Source organism: Chitinophaga sp. (assembly GCF_035761305.1).
Lineage (GTDB): Bacteria > Bacteroidota > Bacteroidia > Chitinophagales > Chitinophagaceae > Chitinophaga.
Map to the genome: position 1 here is coordinate 20,438 of NZ_DASTRI010000006.1, position 22,858 is coordinate 43,295.

Here is a 22,858-nt window from a genome sequence, read left to right on the forward strand (position 1 = left end):
CCACGTTTATGTTCTGGTAAAAAATAACAGTTGAGAAAGATCCTTTTTATTATTAACCGTAAAGCAGGCACTGACCGCGAGAAGCGCCTGGAAGACGTGATACATCAGCACCTGCCGGCGCCTGATTTTTCTGTGCAGATCACCCACCTGGCTTACCTGGGCCATGGTACCCACCTGGCGCAGGAGGCGGTACAGCAGGGCGTTGACACGGTAGTGGCCGTGGGCGGCGATGGCTCCATTAACGAAATTGCGCAAGGCCTGCTGGGCAGCAAAACCGCGCTGGCGGTAATACCGCTGGGCAGCGGCAACGGGCTGGCCCGGGCTTTAAAAATACCCCTGAACGTGCATAAGGCGCTGCAGCTGATTGTGCAAAACAAACGCGGCCCTATTGATGCCGGCTATGCCAACGAGCACCTGTTCCTGAGCAATGCCGGTGTTGGGTTTGATGCGCTGGTGGCCGACCGGTTCCGCAACACGCAAAAACGCGGACTGCAGGGCTACGCCAGGCTGGTGATAAAAAGCTTCCGCGAGTATAAAGGCGATCATTACACGATAAACATAGACGGTAAAACCCTGGAACAGCAGGCCTTTTTACTGAGCGTGGCCAACGGCAACCAGTTTGGCTACGAGTTTAAGCTGGCGCCGCAGGCAAGCGTGTTCGACGGCCTGCTGGATGTATGTATTGTGCCGCCGGTAAGCTTCCTGGGATTGCTGCCGCTAAGCATTTATTCCCTGCTGGGCACCGTGCACAAAACAAAATACATGCAGCACTATACCGGGGAGTGTATTACCGTAAGCAGCCCGCAGCTGGCCTACCTGCAGGTAGACGGGGATGCCGTACCTTTGAGCCGGCAGGGAACCGTGCAGTTCAGGATTGTAAGGGAAGCCCTGCAGGTTGTACTGAACAATTAATACCAACGCTATGTCGAAAAAGAAACATAACCCCGGAGGGATCGTATATTCCACTAACCCCGACTTTTCCCCGGAGCCGGATGTTCCCGAGGAAACGCCTACCCTGCCGCCTGCGCAGCAACACCTGAAAGTGAAGCTTGACACCAGGCAGCGCGCCGGTAAGGTAGTAACGCTGGTAGATGGTTTTACAGGCGCCGCAGCCGACCTGGAGCAGCTGGGCAAAGCGCTTAAAACCAAATGCGGCACCGGCGGCAGCGTTAAAGACGGACAGGTACTGATACAGGGCGACTATAAAGATAAAGTACTGAAGTGGCTGCAGGACTGGGGGTACAACGCGCGCTGAAGTGCGCGCGTTATCGCCTAATGGTTTACCATTTTCATCATATATTCCGGGTAGCGGGCCCCCGCTACTGCAGTGGATTGCAGTATGCTGCGGATCTCCTGCAGCTCGGCTTCGCTCAGCGTAATATCGGCTGCAGCGGCATTTTCCTGCAAGTATTTACGGCGCTTAGTGCCCGGAATGGGAATAATATCCTGTCCCTGGGCCAGCAGCCAGGCCAGCGACAGCTGGGCGGTAGTGCACTGTTTTTCCTTTGCCAGCGTTTCCAGCTTTTGCACCAGCTGCATGTTCTGCTGCAGCTCCTTTTCCTGGAAGCGGGGCAATGAACGGCGGAAATCGCCTTCCGGCAAATGGGAAAGGTCGGCGGTGCCCGCGCTCAGCCCCCTGCCCAGCGGGCTAAAGGCAATCAATGATATGCCCAGCTCACGGGTGGTGCCCAATATATCCTGTTCCACTTCACGGGTCCAGATGGAGTATTCATTTTGTAAGGCGGCAATGGGATGCACACTATGCGCTTTGCGGATAGAGGCAACGGAAGCCTCAGACAAGCCCAGGTAACGTACTTTGCCTTCTTTTACCAGCTCCGCCATAGCGCCTACGGTTTCCTCTACCGGTACTTTCGGATCTACACGGTGCGCATAATACAGGTCTATCACATCTGTTTTAAGGCGTTGCAGGCTGGCTTCGCAGGCTTGTTTAACATATGCAGGGGAGCCGTCAAAAATAGTATTGCCGTCTTTATCCAGCTTAAAGCCGAATTTAGTGGCCAGGAACACCTGCTGCCGTTTAGTGGCCAGCACTTTTGACAGCAGCTTTTCATTTTCACCCTGCCCGTAAAAATCGGCCGTGTCCCAGAAGTTAACACCCAGCTCCAGCGCATACTCCAGCGTGGCAATAGATTCCTGCTCATTACGCTCTTCAGTGGAACCGTATGCATGCGACATGCCCATGCAACCCAGTCCGATAGCAGCAACCTGTGCTCCTGTTTTTCCTAATATTCTATACTGCATAATGTTAAAATTTTAAGGTTAAATTTTGTGCAGGAATGTATCAAAGTTAAGCATAGGGAAAATGTAAAAACTGTTTTGGGTGCAAAATGGTTACTATATTTTTAGATAGGATATTTATATCACATATTGTGTTTTCTAACCTATGTTAAGACTTATAAATTGAAATAGAGTTGCAATTTTATTTTTGATTATTTAACAAAGAATTCACAAATTGATTTACCGTTATCAACCAAAATCTTGTTTCAGACAAGGTTCATCTTACCTGCAAAAGCGTCCCGGGCTTACTCCGCCGGGACGTTTTTTTTGTGCAAACAAGCTCCGGTGATCAAAGCAGGTAAACGCCGGCGCGGCTGCTGCCTTGCTTTTCCATGGCAGGATGGCTACCGTGCTGCATACAGGAAGCTGCATACATAGGAAGCCAACATTGTACCGCACCTGGCTATGGAAATAACGTTACTATACATTGCTGCAGGCATACCAGGCCAACATTTCCGGCAGGGAGCCTTGCTGTAAGCATGCGGCGTTGCCCGGCTTAAACCGGCTACACCCCTGCGGGAACGCGCATTGCCCCTTCGGCATGGGCTGGCACCTTAACCTGCTGATTATCCCCGCAGAAATTTACCTGGTAACAGCATAATGCGCCTGATAGTGATTATATTGGCGCTACCCTTATTCCCAACATATGAACACAGCCGCCAACCAGCGCAAAAGCCCTTTTTACTTATTAGCCGGCCTTATAGTGCTGAAAATGGTGCTGCACTACTGCATCATTAACCCGGTGTATGAGCTGCACCGCGATGAATACCTGTATCTTGACATGGCCAACCACCTGGCAGGCGGTTATTTATCCGTACCGCCTTTTATAGCCTTTGTATCGCTGCTGGTAAAGGCGCTGGGCAATGGCCTTTTCTGGATAAGGTTTTTTCCTGCCATGTCCGGCGCTATTACGCTGGTGCTTATATGGCGGTTGGTGGCCCTGCTGCAGGGCCGCTGGTACGCGCAGGTATTAGCAGCCACGGTGTTCATCTTCTCCGGTTTTCTGCGGCTGAACATGCTATACCAGCCCAACTCCTTTGACGTGCTATGCTGGACCTGGACATTTTACCTGCTGGTATGCTACGTGAATACAGAAAAGCATAGTTACCTGTTGTGGCTGGGAGTGGCGGTGGGCCTGGGTTTCCTGAACAAATACAACATCCTGTTCCTGGTAGCGGGGCTGGTGCCTGCCGTGCTGATTTCGCCACAGCGCAAAATATTCCTGAACAGGTACCTGTACCTGGGCGCGGGGATTGCGCTGCTGCTGGCGCTGCCCAACATTATCTGGCAGCTGCGCAACGGTATGCCGGTGCTGCATCACATGCAGGAGCTTACGCAAACGCAGCTGGTGCATGTGCAGCGGATGGATTTTATAAAGGCGCAGTTCATTTTCTTTTTTACGGGCGGTTTCCTGTTTGTTGCGGGGTTAATCGGTTTGTTGTGCTACCGGCCTTTCGGGCCTTACCGCTTCCTGGTGCTCACCTACCTGTTTGTGATGCTGCTGTTTACTTACCTGCGTGCAAAGGATTACTATGCCCTGGGGCTGTACCCTGTGCTGCTGGCCTTTGGCGCGGTGTACTGGGAAACCCTGTTCCGCGCCGCCTGGCTGCGGTATATGCGGGTTATATGGCTGCTGCTGGTAATAGTGCCTTTCCTTTACCTTTTTAACATTGTATTCCCGGTGCTGAAACCCGCAGCTATACAGCAAAAAGCAGCCAAGTTTAAAGCAGCAGGCCTGCTCCGGTGGGAAGACGGGAAAAACCATGCCCTGCCCCAGGACTTTGCCGATATGCTGGGCTGGCGGGAAATGGCGGCGCTGTCGCGCGGGGCGTATGCGCAGGTGCCGGACAGCGATAAGCCCTATACCCTCATTATGTGCGGTAATTACGGGCAGGCCGGCGCGCTGAATTATTACAATCACGGGCGTATTCCGCTTGCATCGTCCTTCAATGCGGACTATGTTTTCTGGTTCCCGCGCATGGATACCCTGCGCTGTGTTATACTGCTGGATGATGAGCCGGATGAGCGCGCCCACCGCTATTCCGGCCGTATTACCGAAGTGGGGCGGGTGCAAAACCCCCTGGCCCGGGAATACGGTACCGCCGTGTATTTGCTGCAGCAGCTTTCCCCTGAGCTGCCGGCCCGGCTTAAGGAGTGGCGGAAAGAGCGTATACAGGCGTTCAGGAGGTATTAACAGGCACCAGGATGCAGTAAGCAGTAAAAAACTGCGCAGCGGGTGCGAATGGAAGTAGTTACACTGAAGTAAGCGTAAGCAATAAAAGCGGAATAACTGCTTCAAAAAAAGATGTGGGGGTTGATGTAGGGGGGAGTAGTTGCGCAGCAATGGCGCAGCAATAGCTCCCTCGGGAAAACCCTGTTTTTCCGCAGTTGCACCGCAGTAGCGGAGGGGAAAAACAGCTGTTCCAGGAGAGGCGCATACCAGTTGCAGGGCAATAGCATAACTTATGGAGCCGCCTTACCTGGTGATCACAAACTCCACCTGTCCAAAATCCAGCTGCAGCAGCGCGCCGTCTTTCTCCAGGCATAGCCGGCCGTCGGGCAGCACATCGCGGATGATGCCCTGGAAATACGCATCCTTTACAGGCGGCAGGCCCGCCCCGGTTTGCTCCTGCAAATAAGGCTCTTTCAAACGGTAAAGGGCCGGCTCATTCAGGCGGAAAAGGCGGCTTTTATACTCGGCCAGCAGCTCGTTGTAATGTGCAGGGTGCAGCTGTTGCAGCCGCGGCTCCAGGCAGGCGCACAGTTCTTTGGCCATTGCTACGGCATCCCAGCTTTTGCCGGTTATTTGCCGCAGGGAAACAGGGTTGGGCAGGTGCCCGGGAAAGCTGGTTTGGTTAATGTTAATGCCCATGCCGGTTATGGCATATTGCCATGTGTTGCCCCTTAGCACATTCTCGATAAGAATGCCGCCTGCCTTTCTGTCACGCCAGTAAATATCATTGCTCCACTTGATGCAGGTTTCATCCCCGGCGTATTTGCCAAAAAAATCAGCGGCTCCCAGGGCCACGGCCACGCTTAGCATAAACTGCCTGGAAAGCGGCAGCCCATTGGGTTGCAGGGCCAGGGTAAGCATAATATTTTCTCCCGGGGGGGAGTGCCATTGCCGGCCGCGCTGTCCTTTTCCGGCGGTTTGCTCCATGGCAAACCAGGCAGTACCGGGCGTTACCTGGCCTGTATTTACCTGCTCCATGGCATAGTTATTGGTGCTGTCTATTTTGTCCAAAACGTAAAATGGCTGTCCAATCACGGCAATCCTAATTTGAATATTTTTCAGCAAAACAAGGCGCAAATGCAGGGTTTCGCCTGATGTAGCGGGAATAAATCATTTGCGGCAGAAAAGTAGTGCATTTTATTGTTTTCTTAACATTTTGGGCGTAACCGGCGGGTTTTTAATACGCGTGAATTTCCCGCTTCTTTAGTAATTTTGATAATTAAACTTTATTTTTAACAAAAACAAGATTTATTGGCACCCTTAACCGTTCTGAGTACGAGAAAAAAAGCGCAAACGCGCTTGAGCAGAGAAAGTGAGATTTTTACCACCATCATAAAGGCCATCCAGGAAAAGAAGGGAGAGAATGTAGTATCCCTGGACCTGCGCCAGATCCCGGAAGCTGTGGCCGATTTCTTTATCATATGCGAAGCAAATTCCAACACACAGGTAAGGGCCATTGCAGATTTTGTGGAAGACCAGGTGCAGCAGCTAACAGGCGAACAACCATATAAGCACGAAGGTTTTACCGCACAGCAATGGATACTGGTAGACTATGTGAATGTGGTGGTGCATGTTTTTCAGCCTGAAACCCGCAAGTTTTACAACCTGGAAGAGATGTGGAGCGACGCGGAGAGGCTGGAACACAACGACTAAGCAAACAATTCTTGAATGTATTAGGCCGCGTCCTGCAAAAAAGTTAACTATTGGAAAATAATAGTTGATGATAAAAAAAATACGAAATACATTGCAATAAACATCCGTTAAGGAGCGACTAGATTATTATGGAAAGAGGCAACAATTTTATGAAAGGTTCGGACAAATCGCCTAAGAAAGGACCCAAGTTCAATATATACTGGGTGTATGCCTTTATTGGCATAGCCCTGCTGGCTATGAACTTCCTCGATTTTCGTTCACAGCCGCAAGAAATCAGCTTCCAGCAATTTCAGCTGGATTACTTACAGCCGGGGGATGTAGACAAGCTGGTAGTAGTGAACAAGAAGTACGTTGAGGTGTACATCAAAAAGGAAAAGCTGAACGAACCCAAATACGAAAAAGTAGCAAAAGGCCGTTTTGGCGCCGCTAACCCCGGACCGCATTTCCAGTTCAGCATTGGCAGCGAAGAAAGCTTTAAGGCCGACCTGGATAAAGCCCAGCAATCCGTAAAGGCGGAAGACCGGGTGAATGTGTATTATGTAGACCGGCAAAGCTGGTTTGAGCCGGTGTTTCAGCTACTGCTACCCATTATACTCATTATTGGTTTGTGGATATTGCTGATGCGCAAAATGGGCGGCCCTGCAGGCAGCAGCGGCGGACCCGGCGGCATCTTCAACATCGGCAAATCCAAAGCTACCCTGTTTGACAAAGGCACCCGTGTAAACATCACCTTCAACGATGTAGCCGGCCTGGATGAAGCCAAGGTAGAGGTAATGGAAATAGTGGACTTTCTGAAGCAGCCTAAAAAATATACATCCCTGGGTGGTAAAATACCCAAGGGCGCATTGCTGGTAGGCCCCCCGGGCACCGGTAAAACCCTGCTGGCTAAAGCCATGGCAGGTGAAGCGCAGGTACCCTTTTTCTCTATGTCGGGCTCCGATTTCGTGGAGCTGTTTGTAGGGGTGGGCGCCAGCCGTGTGCGCGACCTGTTTAAACAGGCCCGTGAAAAAGCCCCGTGTATCATTTTCATTGATGAAATAGATGCTATTGGCCGCGCCAGGGGTAAGAATGTGATGATGAGCAATGATGAGCGGGAGAACACCCTGAACCAGCTGCTGGTGGAAATGGATGGTTTTGGTACAGACAGCGGTATTATTATCCTGGCTGCCACCAACCGCCCGGATGTGCTGGACAGCGCCCTGCTGCGCCCCGGCCGGTTTGACCGTCAGATCTCTATCGACAAGCCGGACCTGGTGGGCCGCGAAGCCATTTTTGAAGTACACCTGAAACCCATCAAAAAATCACCTAACCTGGATATACGCAAGCTGGCCGCTATGACGCCCGGTTTTGCCGGCGCCGATATTGCCAACGTATGTAACGAAGCTGCCCTGATAGCCGCCCGTAAAGGCAAGAATGAGGTGGAAATGGAAGACTTTAACGATGCGGTAGACCGTGTGATAGGCGGCCTGGAAAAGAAGAACAAGATCATTTCTCCTGAAGAGAAAGAGGTGATAGCCTACCACGAAGCCGGCCACGCTATTTGCGGCTGGTACCTGGAGCACGCCAACCCGCTGGTAAAAGTAACTATTGTACCGCGCGGCGTAGCTGCGCTGGGATATGCGCAATACCTGCCCAAAGAACAATACCTGTACAATACCGAGCAGCTGATGGATGATATTTGCATGACCCTGGGCGGCCGTGCGGTAGAAGACATCATCTTCGGCAAAGTATCTACCGGCGCGCAGAACGACCTGCAGGTAATAACCCGCATGGCCTATGCCATGGTTACCGTATACGGTATGAACGATAAGGTGGGTAATGTTTCCTTCTACGATCCCAACAGCGATCAGGCTTTTACCAAGCCCTACTCGGAGGAAACCGCCAAAATGATTGACGAAGAAGTACGCAACCTGATAGAAAAAGCATATCAAAGAACCAAAGCGCTGCTGACAGAGAAACTGGATAATGTGAAGATACTGGCCCAGGAGCTGCTGAAGAAAGAGGTGCTGTACCAGGCCGACCTTGAAAGGCTGATAGGCAAGCGCCCCTTTGATACGCACAAAGAGCATATCATCAATAAAGAAGGTATGACTACAGACGGTGTACACCCTTCAGACATCATCAATCCTTCTCCCACCCCTGTTAATGCGTAAAGGGATATGAAGATCTCTCCTGCAAAGGAAAATATTCTTAAGCGCGTACGGAATGCGTTGAGCCAGTCGGTACAGCTGCCCTTTCCCAATTCGGAAGGCAACAATTCCGTTTTCAAAACAGAGAATGAAGGGCTGGAGCTGAAGTTTGCAGAAGAGTTTGCCCGTTTGCAGGGTAAGTTCATTTACTGCACCAGCAAGCAGGAGCTCATAGAGAACCTGCAGGCGCTGGCAGCGCATAAAGAATGGCAGCACGTATATTGCCAAACACCGGACTTAATAAAAGCATTCAAGCTGGCCGGGCTGCCCTTTATTAACAAGGGCGATATGCACAGCGCAGATGCCGCCATTACAGACTGTGAATACCTGGTAGCGCGCACCGGCACTATGGTGCTGAGCGCCGCGCAGCCTTCGGGCCGCGCATTGCCGGTATATACGCCGGTACACCTGGTAATAGCCTATACGCACCAGCTGGTGTTTGACCTGAAAGACGCTATTAGCCGCTTAAAGGACCGTTACAACGGGGAGCTGCCTTCGGCCGTTTCTTTTGCAACAGGCCCCAGCCGTACGGCAGATATTGAAAAAACACTGGTGGTGGGGGTACATGGTCCCAGGGAGGTATATGTGTTCCTGGTGGATGAATAAAGTAAGATCATATTGTAAGTAATCATATAACAGCGTCCTGGTAGCTAACCGGACGCTGTTTCTGTTAAGCTATTATTGAATCATGAGAAGGTTACTCGCCGCTGTATCGGTTATCGTTTTCCTGTTTTCCTGTAATTACACCGGAGGCGCCGGCCCCGGTGAAACTGGCGCCCTGCAGGTTAATGGGCGTTGCGCGGTTTTTTATACACCCGGCCCGGGTAAGCAGCGCCAGCTAAAGAACGACTTTGGCGCTAAAGACTATGACGGCATTGCTGCCGCCAACCTGCAATACATGCACGAAGCAGAGCAGTTCCTGGCGCAAAAGAAAGTGAAGATAATACGCACCAGCCAGTACAAGCTGAACTTTGTAAAGCACAACGGAGAAGTGTTTTCCATTGATCTGAACCGCTCTAAATATGCCTGGGAAATATTTTTATTCAATGGGTTCGACGATCCTGCGAAGATTGATATAACAAATATTGAGGAGGAGTACCGTAATGCCAATATGGAGCCGCGCCCGGGGAATTAATAATTAATAATGAAGCATTAATAATATTGGCAGTGTGTGTTTGAGGATATGTAATTTAGGGGCTTCATTGTTCATTGTTTGTTGTTGTTTTGTGTAAAGGCATTTATTGTTATGCAGGTATTTTAACAATTGCCGGCATTGGGAGTTTGAGAGTATAACCTGTACATTTCGTTATTTATCGTTTATAGTGTACATGTACATGTAAGTAGTGTTAGTTGCTGTGCCGGGATTTATTACGCCACCGGTATTAATTATTCATTATTCATTATTAATTATAAAGGGGTGCACCATATACTGCTACCGGTTAACAAACGTATTTACTTTGCTTCTGATTTTCACCTGGGCGCGCCCGATATGGCGGCCAGCCGGGAGCGGGAGCGCCTGATTGTACAATGGCTGGATGAAATAGCAGCAGATGCGCAGCATATTTTCCTGGTGGGCGACCTGTTTGATTTCTGGTTTGAGTACCGGCAGGTAATTCCCAAAGGTTATGTTCGCCTGCTGGGCAAACTGGCGGAGCTTTCCGATAAAGGCATTGGCATTTCTGTATTCATAGGCAACCATGATATGTGGATGGACGGCTATTTTGAAGAAGAGCTGAACATACCGGTTTACTACGAACCCCAAACCTACACTTTAGGCAATAAACACTTTTATATAGGCCATGGCGACGGATTAGGTCCCGGCGACCATGGTTATAAATTCCTGAAAAAAGTATTCCGCAACCCTGTTTGCCGCTGGCTGTTTTCTATACTGCACCCTTCCTGGGGCATTGGACTGGCCAATTACTTTAGCCGTAAAAGCCGCGCTGCTACTGGTGGAGAGCTGGAAAAGTTCCTGGGAGAGGAAAATGAATGGCTGGCCATTTACAGCAAAGAGATCTTACAAAAGGAGCATTTCGACTACTTTATTTACGGGCACCGGCACCTGCCGCTGGATCTGCCCATAGGCGCTAACAGCCGCTATATTAACCTGGGCGACTGGATCAATTACTTTACCTATGCCGTGTTTGACGGTGACACCACCATACTAAAGAAATACCGCCAATAGCCCTGGCATCATGCATCTAAAATTTCATGTAAAATGGAAGGCGAGTGCAGCTCTGTAAAATCGGGCATGTGCAGCTTCAGAAAATCAAGATAGGCATACAGCAGCTTGCGCCTGCGGTCTTTGCTCATGGTAATGGCGCCCAGGGCCGCCAGCTCATGGCATTGGAACAGCATATCCGTAAGCTCACTGTTGGTATGGTCCAGGTGATTAATGTGGTGCGGGGGCAGGTCTACAAACGTACCTTCCTGCAAATCCAGGTAAGGGGTATATTCCGTGCAGCGGCCGTTGAGCCGGAACCCCAGCATTTCGGCCAGCTTTAGTGTAAAGTATAAAGGCAGGTTGGCAGCCACGGCAGGCTCGCTTACATCCAGCAGCTGCAGGGTATGCTCTGCCATATAATACAGCTCCGGTTGCTGCTCCGGCTGTTTCAGGCAGCGCTGCAACAGCTCAATAATGTACAGCGCTACTGTATTCTTAACCACGTTAAAATGCAGGGCCGTATAAATGTACCCCGACTTAAATTCTGAAATGCGCTGCAGGTTCTTTTGCTCATGATGGTACACCACCATATCCAGTATGTTGCCGGGTTGTACCAGGTTGCCTTTGGCGGCTTTGGGCTTGTTGCTGCGCACCCCGTTCACCATGTACGACTGAATGCCGAACAGCTCTGTGAAAATACTTGCGATCACGCTGGTATCACCATACTTCACTACTCTTAATACTATGCCGCGTGTTTTGTGTAACATGGGAGATAAATGTGCAGATGTGCAAATATGCAGATGTGCAGATGATTTTATGCGAAGATAATGTATAGCAGTTAGCTATTAGTTTTTAGCTGCCAGGCTTGTCCCATGCCGCGGAGCAGTTAGGTAAACAAGCTACGCACGCGCTAACAGCTAATTGATAAACGCAATTTTTGTAACCAGGTGCTCGGCGCCGGTATCGTCAGTGGCAAATACCAGGTATATGCCGCTTTGCGGGCGACGGCCCGTATAGTCTTGACCGTTCCATATTGCCTGCCCGCCCTGGGCACGGGTTTCAAACACCAGCCGGCCGCTGATCTCGGTTATCTTTACCCGGGCATTCTGCACCAGCCCGCGTATGGCAATGGCGCCGCTGTAACGGCTGGGCACCGGGTTGGGAAATACCAGCACGCTGTCTTTTTCCATACCCGCGCTGCCTTCTGTGGCAGCGGCCCGGTATGCAACCAGGCCCAGGCGGGTAGCAAAGTAGACTTCGCCTGTATTAGGATCAATGGCAATTTTGCTCACCGCATTATCCGGCAGCGGGCTGTTACCGGTATTAAAATGCAGCAGTATTTTTTCGCCGGTTGGGTTAATAAGCCATACCCCGTTTTGTGTGGCTACCCATTTCTGGTTGGCGCCATCTACGGCAATGGCATTCACCTGCTCATCGCGGAACAGGTAGCCGGCAAAATTATCCTGCTGTACAACGGGCAGGTAAGCGCTGCAGCCTTCCGTAAACACGCTTTGCGCGCAGGGGAATATGGCAATGCCCTGTGTGGTGCCTACCCATATCCAGCCATCCTTATCTTTTGCCAGGCAGCGTACATCGTTAGCCGGCAGGTTGCCCTGGTTTGCGCCGCTGCGGTACAGCATCCAGTGATCATCTGCCGTGTTTTCCAGGCTGCTGCCATGGTTAAATACAAACAGGCCGTTCTCCCGCGGCGAAATAATCCATTCCTGGTCATAATCATCTACCAGTATATCGCTTACCGCATTGTAGGTATGGGCAAAAGGTATGCGGAAGGCGAGCCAGGTGTTATCCGGCTTTTTTACCAGCACATTGTTATATGCGCCATATACGGTTAGCCATAGATTGTTGTTTACATCTACGGCAAGCCCGCTTACGCGGCAGGCATTGGGATCATCTGCCGCGCCGGGCAGCGTGGGCTGCCGTATAAGGGTATGGTTGCCCGCCGCATCCAGCACCAGCAGCCCTTTGCCAAAGGAGCCTATATACCGGTTGCCCGCAGCATCGGCTGCCAGGGGCAGCAGGTCGGTAATGCTATCCAGGTAGGGCTGTGTGCTGTAGTTATAGTTGTGCCACTCCCCGTTATCAAATACAAAGTAGCCGTTGCGGTTGCCGGTTGCGGCCCAGGCATTTGTTACGCCGCCTGCGGTTGCCCACAGGCTGTTGTTGATGAACAGCAGGCTGCCGCCTGCTACATCGGCCGGGGCATTGGGCGTAAGTGAGGTAACATCGTTGCCGTTGTACAGCAGCAGGCCGTTTTGCGCATCGGCCACCCATATGCTGCCGTTCAGCGCCGTGGCCTGTGCCGGCGCCTTAATGAGCGCATGCTGCAGTGTAGCGGTAATGCCGGCGTTTGCATCCAGGCTAATGACCCGTGCAGCGCCGGTAACGGGTTGCTGCTCGCATAACAGCAGCTGGTTGCCGCCGGCGCTCATGCTGTTCACCTGCCAGCCATCGGTGTACCAGGGCTGCCAGGTATTGTTTTGCAGTATATAAAGGCTGTTGCCCTGCCGGCAAATAAGGTGCTGCTGCAGGTAGGTTACATCCTGCACAGCGGCCGGCTGCAGGCCCTGCGACAGCGGCTCCCAGTTTTGATAGCTGGCCAGGTTGCTGCCGCTTACAGGGGCGCGTTTTATGCCGCCGGCCGTAGCGGCGTAAAAGTAGCTGCCGTCTGTAGCCACGGCGTAGGTAGCCGTATAGGCGCCATTGTCGCCAATAATGTAGGTATCGTCAATTTCCCGGCGTTCTGTATTTACCAGCACCAGGCCAAAGCCGGTACATAGCCAGGCCAGTTCTTTGTTAAAGAAAACGCGGTGAATGGTTTTATCGCCCTGTATGTTTTTGCGCAATATATCCGGCAGGTTGTAAAGCTGCTCATGCTGCAGCAGGTCTATATTACCATTGCTGTAAGCAATTACTGCCAACCCGTTATCGGCGCCTATAGCGCTGATGCCCGCATCGTGCAGGCCATTTAGCTTTGAATAGCGGGTAATGTCATGATCTTCAGCGGTTACGGCAAACAGGTTGTAGGCGGTGGCGCAAAAAATACGGTCGTTGCCGCTTACCACCATCTGTGCCTGCATGTAGGGCAAATGCTCGCGCCAGTGCCCGATAGGTACGGGTTGTGCCTGGCAAAGGTGCAGCTGAAAACATAAAATAAAAAGCAAAACAACAGGGCGCATAGCAAGGTGCTTACATAACGGATGTGCGTGTGCAGGTTGAATGCTGGCATGCGGCATGCCAGCAAATTAGCAAATTTATTTATTTACCTTTACGCCATTTACAAAAATGAAAAATTCCTTATGTGGCAACGCTTAGCAGGTTGGGTGTTAAAGTTCCGATTACCTTTATTGTTATTATTACTGGCCGGCACCGCCGTAATGGCGTATTATGCCAGCAAAGTAGAGCTATCCTATGAATACGGCAGCGCCATACCGAGAGATAATCCTGCCTTTATCGAGTACCAGCATTTCCGCAGCCAGTTTGGAGAAGACGGGAATATGATAGCCCTGGGCGTACAAACCGATGATTTTTTCACGCCGCAGTTCTTTAATGATTATGTGCAGCTGAACAAAGACATTAAGAAAGTACCGTCGGTAGAAAACATATTGAGTATACCCGTAGCCGTTAACCTGGTAAAAAACGATAGCACGCACCGGCTTACCGTGGTGCAGCTATTTCCGGATGGAGCGCTGCAAAAGGCGCAGCTGGACAGCCTTTCCGCTGTGTTCCAATCCCTGCCTTTTTATAAGGGGCTGTTGTACAATCCCGGTACGCATGCTTACCTGATGGCCATCCGCATTAACAAAGATGTAATGAACTCGGCCAAGCGGGTAGGTGTGGTAAAGCAGATCATGGATGTGGCGGATAGTTTTGGAAAGCAGCACCATACGCAGGTTCGCCTGAGCGGCCTGCCGCTTATACGCACCATTATGGCTACCAAGGTGGCCGATGAAATGCGCCTGTTCCTGAAACTCTCCTTTATACTTACCGCGCTTATACTGCTGTTGTTCTTCCGCTCGTTCAGCGCGGTGGTAATGTCAATGATAGTAGTGGCTATTGGGGTAATATGGTCGGTAGCCACCATTGTGCTGTGCGGTTATAAAATTACGCTGCTCACCGGGTTAATACCGCCATTGATTGTAGTAATAGGCATTCCCAACTGCGTGTACTTTTTAAACAAGTACCACACGGAGTATGCAAAAAGCAATAATAAAACAGAGGCCCTGGTGCGCATGATACAGCGCATGGGTATTGTAACGCTGTTCACCAACATTACGGCTGCTATAGGGTTTGGCGTGTTTTACTTTACCAAAAGCCCGCTGCTGAAAGAGTTTGGGGTGGTGGCAGGTTCCAACATCATGTTCATTTTCCTGATCTCTTTTATTTTTCTGCCGGCGGTGCTCAGCTATTTACCGCCGCCTAAAACCAAACATACCAGCTACCTGGAGAACCGCTCCTTCAGGGCAGTACTGAGCCTGCTGAATAACCTGGTGTTCAAATACCGCCCCTGGGTGTACGTGGTAACGGTGGCGCTGGTGGTGATGGCGGTACTGGGCATGCTGCGCCTGCGCCCTGAGGCATATATGCTGGATGATATTCCCAAGAGCGACCGTTTATATACCGACCTGAAATTCTTTGAGCACAATTTCCGCGGGGTAATGCCGCTGGAAATTACGGTAGATACCAAAAGAAAGAACGGGGTAATAGGGCTGCAAACGCTGAACAAGCTGGATGAAATGACGAAGCTGATAGCCGCCCAGCCGGATTTTGCACGCCCCCTGAGCGTGGCGGAAGGCATTAAGTTTGCGCGGCAGGCCTATTATAACGGCGACAGCACCAACTACAGCGTGCCTAACCAGTTTGACATTGGCTTTCTGGCGCCTTACCTGCGCATGAAAGGCGCCGGCGGCAGTAACAGCAACTTTACCAAGCTGGTGGCATCGTTTATGGACAGTACCCGGCAGGTAGCCCGCCTGAGCGTGAACATGGCCGATGTAGGCAGCCGCAGGCTGCCCATTTTGCTGGACTCGCTGTGGCCAAAGGTGAACGCAATATTTGACACCGCGCATTATAACGTGTCCTTTACAGGCACCAGTGTAATATTTCTTGAAGGCAGCCGCTTTATTATTAACGGGCTTACAGAAAGCATACTGCTGGCCTTTGTGCTGATCATAGGCTGTATGCTGTACCTGTTCCGCAGCTGGCGTATGCTGTTAATATCGCTTATACCCAATATTATACCGCTGGCCGTAACAGCCGGTGTAATGGGCTGGATGGGTATTGCCCTGAAACCCAGCACAGTGCTGGTGTTTAGCATAGCGCTGGGGATTGCCATAGATGTAACCATCCGTTTCCTGGTGAACTTTAAGCAGGAGCTGCCGCACCTGAACCTGGATATTTCCGCTACGGTAAAGCAAACCATTAATGAAACAGGGTTAAGCATTATTTATACCTCCCTGATCCTGTTTGCCGGGTTTATGATATTCAGCTTCAGCGAGTTTGGCGGCACCAAATCCCTGGGCTGGCTTACCTCCCTTACGCTGATAATGGCCATGATCACCAACCTTACCATTTTGCCTGCGCTGTTGTTGTGGATGGAAAAAGCGCTGAGAAAGCAGGCGGCAAAAAAAGAGAACGGCGATCCATTAAAAGAGGAAGAAGATATTGCCCTTGCCAGGTTGGGATTAGATGATGCTAAAAAATAATTTAGCAAACAGCTAAACGAACATCATTTGCTAAAACAAGTGCATCCCGGATTTAGCCATCCGGGATGCGTTTGTTTTAGCACTTGTTGCAACGAATAAAGCCATTCAGGATAACTTTTTTGCCTAAAATAATCTAGTAGCCCACATTCATCACCCCCATTTAACCACTTGTATAAAATACAGCTATATACTTATTAAAAAGTAGGAGGTTTAACGTGCCATTCTAACCTTCTTGTTCAATGAAAAACAGGTACTTAAAGGGCGCTCACTTGTCTGAGCGAAAATTTAAGGAGATCCTAAAGCTTTTCTCTGAAGATCTCACCGCTACCCAAATCGCCAACATCAGCGGGGTAAGCAGGGTAACAGTAAACAGTTACCTGAAAAAAATCCGTCAGCAAATAGCCAGGTATTGCGAGGAGCTGCAGCCTGCTACGCATGTAGTGAAGCCGGTTGTAAGTCCGCCGGAGCGTCATGCCCACTACGATTACCGCGACGGGGGCGATACTGCCGTGTCAGTAAAACCGGAAGTAAGCCGTGCTATTAAGCCTATTGTATTCGGCATTTACCGGCATGCAGACCGTTTGCATACCGAGATATTGCCGGATGTAAGCCGGGCTATGATCCATGCTATTGTAAGAGGCCGCTCTGTGCTGGAAACCTTTGGTCCTGCGGAGCGTTTGCGCCATTTCAATAACGTGGTGGATTTGGGACATTACCGGCTTTACCGGTTGGAACATAACACTATTGGGGATAGCAGCAACGGTGTTGCTGCGGAGGACATTGATGCTTTCTGGGGCCTCACCAAGCATCGTTTAGCCAAATTCAAGGGGCTGAACCGTAATACAGTATACCTGCACCTGAAAGAGTGCGAGTTCCGGTATAACAGCCGGAATGAGGACCTGTATGAGGTTTTGCTGAACCTGTTGAAAACGCATACGCTAAATCTCTCCTGATAAGGCAAGCATATTAAGATGGGGCGTTATGGGAATGTACCGGCGGTCTTGTACTGCACTGCTAACGCTGTGCCTGAAAAACAGTAACAGACCAGGAGGGAGTAGTACGCTCCTGGTAAACATATTTTTGAAATTTTTAATAAATCTGGATTATCTAGATTTAGATTTTGGTTGATGAGCGCAGGCGGTATTCCTATCGCTTGCTTATTTTTTTAACAACTAGATAAGAATATGATCATTTTCTTATCTAGCCACCAAATTTTCATATATTCATTAATATCAATAGCTTATCAAGTAGAAGAAAAAATATAAGTTGGGTTTTTGTTAAAAAAAGCAACCGTTCCATTATTTAAAAGTTACACCATCTAAACCAAGAGCATACCTTTGAATTTGTTAAAACAGTAATTTTGTTAAAGAAATATTAATAAACGGAAACAGGAAACTTTGCTTATGGAACGGAAACTAAACCGTTGTTCTGTTATGCAGAACCGGTAGTACTATAGCTGTTATCATACATATCAACCCACAAGCAACCAAAAGCATACTGTTAAGGAAGGTTATTACAACACTTCAGGCGCCGCAAAAAGCCTGGGGATAAATTTTTTTGCTTGAACCAAATATCAACAACAAACTAAACAAAGCTTATGAGGAAAAGTCTAGTTCTTCTGCTGGCAGCGGTGTTCCTTGCTGTGCAGGCTTTCGCGCAAAGCCGCACCATAACGGGTAAGGTCACCTCCGCAGATGATGGTCAACCGGTAATTGGCGCCGCCGTAATTGTAAAAGGCACTACCACAGGTGTAGTAACCAGCCCCGAAGGTACGTACACTATCCAGGCGCCCGCAGGCGCCACGCTTGTTTTCCGCTCTGTGGGAATGAAAGACCAGGAAGTAACGCTGTCAGGTTCCAATACCGTGAATGTAGTATTGCAGCCGGATGTAACGCGGCTTACGGAAACCGTGGTTACCGCCAACGCTATCCGCCGCGACAAGCGCTCCCTGGGTTATGCCGCGCCAACAGTAAATGCTGAGGAAATTGCGCAGGCGCACACGCCCAGCGCATTAAACGCCCTGTCAGGCAAAGTAGCAGGCGTAAACATTACCAGCACTGCCAATGCACCCGGCAGCTCCTCCAGGATCGTGTTAAGGGGCGGTTCCTCTATTGCAGGCAACAACCAGGCGCTGATAGTAATTGATGGTGTACCTATTGACAACACCAGCATTACCGGTAACAGCGATGCACGCACCGGCGGCACCGATGCCCGCAGCTCTGTTGACTTTGGCAACCGCGGCAACGATATAAACCCGGACGACATTGCTTCTGTTACCGTGCTGAAAGGCCCTGCCGCCGCAGCTTTGTACGGCTCCCGCGCATCCAATGGCGCGCTGATCATTACTACCAAAAAAGGTAGAAAAGGCCAGCAGAAAAATGAGGTAACCTTCAACTCCAACATCACCTTCTCCAACATACTGAAGCTGCCCGATTTCCAGAACGAGTACGGCCAGGGCGGTAACGGCAAAGGCGATTTCCGTGAGAACTTCAGCTGGGGCCCCAAGTTTGACGGCACCAATAAAGAGTGGGGACAAATGATCAACGGCAAACGCTTAATGAAGCCTTACGTTGCGCAGGAAGATAACGTAAAGAACTTTTTTGAGCTGGGTAAAACAGCTGATAATAATATTGCCCTTTCCGGGGGCGGTGAAAAAACAGCCTACTACCTGTCGCTCAACAGCCTGAACTCCGACGGGGTAATGCCCGGTAATACGGATAAGTATAACCGTTACAGCGTACGCTTTAACGGCAGCGCTGACCTGAGCAACAAGTTTTACACCAGCATATCCATCAACTACTCCAAAGTTAAGAGTAACATGATAGAAGGCGGCCAGGGCGCCGGCTCTGTGTTCAACAACGTGCTGCAAACGCCGCGCGATATTCCGTTGGACAAAATGGGCGACCTGAGCAACCCTTACTACAGCTATGGCGGCCTGCGTAACGCAGCCCAGCAGGAAGTGTACGGTTACTACGGCGCTTATACCGTAAGCCCGTACTTTATACTGCAGAACTACCGGAACGAGAACGATGTGGACCGTGTGACCGGTAACTTCACCGTAGGCTATAAACCACTGCCGTGGTTAGATGTAATGGAAAGGGTAGGCGCAGACGTTTACGCTGACCGCAGAAGGCTGAAATACCCGAACTACAGCTTTGTACCGGCCGATGAATCGGGCTTTTACACGGCAAGGGACAATACCCAATCCGATGTAGGCAAGTATGAGGAAGATGCATACAACCTGAGCGAGATCACGCATGATCTGATGATCACTGCCAAGAAAGATTTCAGCAAGGATTTCAGCGCCTCTTTAATGGTAGGCCATAACATACGCCAGCGTACCTTAACCACTTCCGAAGTAAGCACCAACCGCTCCGCCGGTTTAATAGTGCCGGGATGGTATAACCTGGATAACAGTAACGGCCCTGTATACACGTTTAACGAATACAGCAGCCGCCGCCTGGTAGGCGTGTATTCCCAGTTAAACCTGGCATACCGCAACATGCTGTTCCTGGATGTAACGGCGCGTAACGACTGGTCATCTACCCTGCCCAAAAAGAACAACTCCTTCTTCTATCCCAGCGTAAGCGGTTCGTTTGTATTTACGGAGCTGCTGCAGGGATCTGCGTTCACTGAAAAAATACTCAACTACGGTAAGCTGCGCGCCAGCTGGGCCAAGGTAGGTAACGATGCCAACCCTTACCTGTTGAATACCTATTTTATTAAAACGGATATTTTCAGCGGCTTTGGTAATACTACCTTTCCCTTTAACGGCGTACCCGGCTTAACGCAGGATATACGTATCGGTAACCCGGATCTTAAACCGGAAATTACCACCGCTTCAGAAATAGGTACAGAGCTGAACTTCCTGGATAACCGCCTTTCTGTAGATTTCTCTTACTATCAGAACAAATCCAAGAACCAGATATTAAGCATTCCCATTTCGGAAGTTACCGGTTTCAGAAGCAAGGTAATTAACGCCGGCGTGGTAGAGAACAAAGGCGTGGAGCTGAGCCTGCGCGGCACGCCCATCCGTACCTCCAGCGGCTTTACCGTGGAGCTGTACGGTACGTACACCCGTAACCGTAATAAGGTGGTTGACCTGGAGCTGGAAGGTGTATCGCAGGTATCGCTGGGCGGTTTAAGCGGTATGGCGGTGGTAGCGGCTGAAGGCCTGCCCTACGGCACTTTTTATGCACAGGACCTGCAGCGCGATGCCCAGGGCCATGTGATCGTTAGCAAAACAAACGGCCAGCCGCTGTTAACACCGGGCAGTGTGTACCTGGGCTCTTACAATCCCAAGTACCAGGCCTCCTGGGGCACTAATATCAGCTACAAAGGCTTTTCGCTGAATGTGCTGTTTGATACCAAGCAAGGCGGCAAGTTCTACTCCCGTACAAAAGACATCACCACCTTTGTGGGTACGGCAGCAGAAACCGCCGAAGGCGGCCGCGACCCGCGCGTATGGGAAAACAGCGTGTATGACGATGGTACCGGCAAACTGGTGCCTAATACGGATGTTAAATTCAACCCGCAAACCTACTACACCAGCATATTACCCGCCGGCCAGGATGTGATAGACGCTTCTTATATAAAGCTGCGCCAGGCCAGCCTGAGCTATCGCATATCCCGTGGAACGCTGAACAAAACACCTTTTGGTGATATTACTGTTGGCGTATTCGGTAACAACCTGTTCCTGTGGACGCCGAAAGAGAACCGGTATGCAGATCCTGAGGTGAACTCCGCCGGTGCGGGCAACCTGCAGGGTTTTGACTTCACCGCGCAACCCTCTTTACGGAACTTTGGTTTTAACGTACGGGCCACTTTTTAATGTTTGCTTAAATGATGACAATTATGAAAAAATTCAAAATAAAGATAGCTGCACTGGCCCTGGCGTTTGGAGTGGTTAGTGTAACGGGATGTAAAAAGTTCCTGGATATAAACGAAAACCCCAACGCGCCGTCAGATGCGAATGTAACATTGCTGCTGCCCTCTGCGCAGGCATCTATTGCGCATGTGTTAGGCAACCAGTTCCAGGTATATGGCGGTATCTGGGGGCAGTACTGGACACAGTCGCCCAGCGCCTCCCAGTATAAGACCATTGATCAGTATTCCATCAATGCATCTTCCTTTGACCGGTCATGGCGTATACTGTACACCAATGCCCTGCAGGACCTGCAGGTGGTGATCACAAAGGCAGCTGCTGCACCGCAGTACCAACAGTATGCAGCCATTTCATATATCCTGAAGGGTTATACCTACCAGATGCTGACAGATGCATTTGGCGATGTGCCGGTGAAGGAAGCCAATAATGTGAATATTACCAACCCGCATTACGATCCGCAGGAAGTAGTGTACGACAGCGTGTTCTACTTTATAAACAAAGGCCTGTCTATGATAGACCTGAACACCGAAGCGGTGCCCGGCAGCGAAGACCTGTTATTTGCAGGCGACATGGGTAAATGGCAGCAGTTTGGCAATACCTTAAAACTGCGCGCAGCGCTCCGCTTATCGCAGGTAGCGCCGCAGGCTGCAGAAGATACCATAAAGGCCCTGCAGGCAGCAGGCGTTACTTTCCTTACGGAAGATGCCGCCATACAGTACAGTACTACCGGTGGTAACCAGAACCCGCTGTTTGCAGAAATACTGGGCCTGGGCAGAACACAGAACCTGGTAGCCAGCAGCACTGCGGTAGACCAGATGAACCAAAACCACGATCCGCGGGTGAATGTGTTTTATGAAAAGGTAGAAGCGCTGGACACCGTAGTAGGTATTACGCAGGGCGCGTTTGACACTATTACCACTACAATACCGTACTCTATTCCAACACCGGCCGTAGGCGCCAAAGGGCTGGACGACCAGTCGGCGCTGGCGCCTGTAAAGCTGATTTCCGCTTCAGAAAGCTATTTCCTGCAGTCTGAGGCAGCGGCCCGTGGCTGGTGGACAGGTGCTGATGCGGCGCAGCTGTTCCGCAGCGGTATTAGCGCCAGCTTCGCAGATTACGGCCTGGCAGGTGAAGCAAGCGCCTATATTACTAACGCGCCTGCAGCCCAGTGGCCTGCCGGCCTGCCTGCCCAGATAAAAGCAATTATTACGCAGAAGTATTTTGCAATGTGCGGTAACCAGAGCTTTGAGGCATGGACAGAATGGCGGCGTACCAACTATCCCGACTTCCTGGTTGTATCGCTGGCGTCTGCGCTGGGGAACGACCAGCGGCCGTTACGGTTGTTGTACCCGAATACAGAAGTTACGCAGAACAGTAATTTCCCGGGGTTGAAAACCATTACTACCCCTGTATGGTGGGATAAGCTGCACTAAAAAAATAAAGCTGAAATGAAAAGAGGATGTATCTGTTTTGATACATCCTCTTTTTTTGTCATAAAAAGACGGTCATGATAAGAAAACGCTATTTTATATGTTAAATTTTTTATACAATTCTTCCGGCAAAACGGGCTCATATTCTTATCCAGGTCGTTAATCATATGTTAATGATTTACATAGTTGCTACAGCAAATAACGGCCCCATAAATACGTTATAATTATTTATAATATTATAGAATACATGCAATTATAGCTGACTCCGCTTCACTTTTTAAAA

Annotated in this window: 16 protein-coding genes; 12 read left to right on the forward strand and 4 right to left on the reverse strand. The window is 50.3% G+C overall.

The window, feature by feature from the left end; translation table 11 throughout:
• Nucleotides 1-30 precede the first annotated feature (30 nt).
• A complete protein-coding gene (locus VFS25_RS01180; RefSeq protein WP_326460278.1) occupies nt 31-912 on the forward strand; it encodes a diacylglycerol kinase family protein in 882 nt (293 codons plus the stop codon).
• A 10-nt stretch (nt 913-922) separates the two neighbouring features.
• The gene (locus VFS25_RS01185) at nt 923-1,255 is read left to right on the forward strand and encodes a translation initiation factor (RefSeq protein WP_326460279.1); all 333 of its coding nucleotides are present in this window, start codon (nt 923-925) and stop codon (nt 1,253-1,255) included.
• A 17-nt stretch (nt 1,256-1,272) separates the two neighbouring features.
• Here VFS25_RS01185 and VFS25_RS01190 read toward each other — a convergent pair whose 3' ends face one another.
• Entirely contained in the window at nt 1,273-2,262 is a 990-nt protein-coding gene (locus VFS25_RS01190; RefSeq protein ID WP_326460280.1) for an aldo/keto reductase, read from the reverse strand.
• A 682-nt stretch (nt 2,263-2,944) separates the two neighbouring features.
• On the opposite strand from VFS25_RS01190, the gene VFS25_RS01195 reads away from it, so the two are divergent.
• Entirely contained in the window at nt 2,945-4,492 is a 1,548-nt protein-coding gene (locus tag VFS25_RS01195; RefSeq protein WP_326460281.1) for a glycosyltransferase family 39 protein, read from the forward strand.
• A 282-nt stretch (nt 4,493-4,774) separates the two neighbouring features.
• Here the strand turns inward: VFS25_RS01195 and VFS25_RS01200 are convergent, their stop codons facing one another.
• A complete protein-coding gene (locus VFS25_RS01200) occupies nt 4,775-5,542 on the reverse strand; it encodes a biotin--[acetyl-CoA-carboxylase] ligase (protein WP_326460282.1) in 768 nt (255 codons plus the stop codon).
• Nucleotides 5,543-5,830: 288 nt separating this feature from the next.
• Here VFS25_RS01200 and rsfS point away from each other — a divergent pair, with 288 nt between their 5' ends.
• The 5 genes from rsfS to VFS25_RS01225 all read left to right on the forward strand — a co-directional run bounded on the left by rsfS (nt 5,831) and on the right by VFS25_RS01225 (nt 10,558).
• Nucleotides 5,831-6,184 carry a ribosome silencing factor gene (gene rsfS, locus VFS25_RS01205; RefSeq protein ID WP_326460283.1) on the forward strand — a complete coding sequence of 118 codons (354 nt, stop codon included), beginning with the start codon at nt 5,831-5,833 and terminating at the stop codon, nt 6,182-6,184.
• 149 nt (nt 6,185-6,333) lie between these two features.
• Nucleotides 6,334-8,337, forward strand: coding sequence for an ATP-dependent zinc metalloprotease FtsH (gene ftsH / locus VFS25_RS01210; protein ID WP_326460284.1), 2,004 nt, complete (start codon nt 6,334-6,336; stop codon nt 8,335-8,337).
• A 6-nt stretch (nt 8,338-8,343) separates the two neighbouring features.
• Nucleotides 8,344-8,979: a lactate utilization protein gene (locus VFS25_RS01215; RefSeq protein ID WP_326460285.1), complete on the forward strand. Its 636-nt coding sequence runs from the start codon at nt 8,344-8,346 to the stop codon at nt 8,977-8,979.
• A gap of 82 nt (nt 8,980-9,061) precedes the next feature.
• Complete coding sequence (locus VFS25_RS01220; protein WP_326460286.1) at nt 9,062-9,508, forward strand: hypothetical protein; 447 nt, start codon at nt 9,062-9,064, stop codon at nt 9,506-9,508.
• 282 nt (nt 9,509-9,790) lie between these two features.
• Nucleotides 9,791-10,558 carry a UDP-2,3-diacylglucosamine diphosphatase gene (locus tag VFS25_RS01225; protein ID WP_326460287.1) on the forward strand — a complete coding sequence of 256 codons (768 nt, stop codon included), beginning with the start codon at nt 9,791-9,793 and terminating at the stop codon, nt 10,556-10,558.
• An 8-nt stretch (nt 10,559-10,566) separates the two neighbouring features.
• Here the strand turns inward: VFS25_RS01225 and recO are convergent, their stop codons facing one another.
• Nucleotides 10,567-11,304, reverse strand: coding sequence for a DNA repair protein RecO (gene recO / locus VFS25_RS01230; RefSeq protein ID WP_326460288.1), 738 nt, complete (start codon nt 11,302-11,304; stop codon nt 10,567-10,569).
• Nucleotides 11,305-11,454: 150 nt separating this feature from the next.
• On the reverse strand, nt 11,455-13,734 hold the full coding sequence (locus tag VFS25_RS01235) for a ligand-binding sensor domain-containing protein (RefSeq protein WP_326460289.1): 2,280 nt from the start codon (nt 13,732-13,734) through the stop codon (nt 11,455-11,457).
• 120 nt (nt 13,735-13,854) lie between these two features.
• Here VFS25_RS01235 and VFS25_RS01240 point away from each other — a divergent pair, with 120 nt between their 5' ends.
• The 4 genes from VFS25_RS01240 to VFS25_RS01255 all read left to right on the forward strand — a co-directional run bounded on the left by VFS25_RS01240 (nt 13,855) and on the right by VFS25_RS01255 (nt 22,578).
• Entirely contained in the window at nt 13,855-16,260 is a 2,406-nt protein-coding gene (locus tag VFS25_RS01240) for an efflux RND transporter permease subunit (RefSeq protein WP_326460290.1), read from the forward strand.
• 269 nt (nt 16,261-16,529) lie between these two features.
• Nucleotides 16,530-17,213: an IS1595 family transposase gene (locus tag VFS25_RS01245; RefSeq protein ID WP_326460291.1), complete on the forward strand. Its 684-nt coding sequence runs from the start codon at nt 16,530-16,532 to the stop codon at nt 17,211-17,213.
• A gap of 644 nt (nt 17,214-17,857) precedes the next feature.
• A complete protein-coding gene (locus VFS25_RS01250) occupies nt 17,858-21,091 on the forward strand; it encodes a SusC/RagA family TonB-linked outer membrane protein (protein ID WP_326460292.1) in 3,234 nt (1,077 codons plus the stop codon).
• Between the two features lie 23 nt (nt 21,092-21,114).
• The gene (locus VFS25_RS01255; protein ID WP_326460293.1) at nt 21,115-22,578 is read left to right on the forward strand and encodes a SusD/RagB family nutrient-binding outer membrane lipoprotein; all 1,464 of its coding nucleotides are present in this window, start codon (nt 21,115-21,117) and stop codon (nt 22,576-22,578) included.
• Nucleotides 22,579-22,858: the final 280 nt, after the last annotated feature.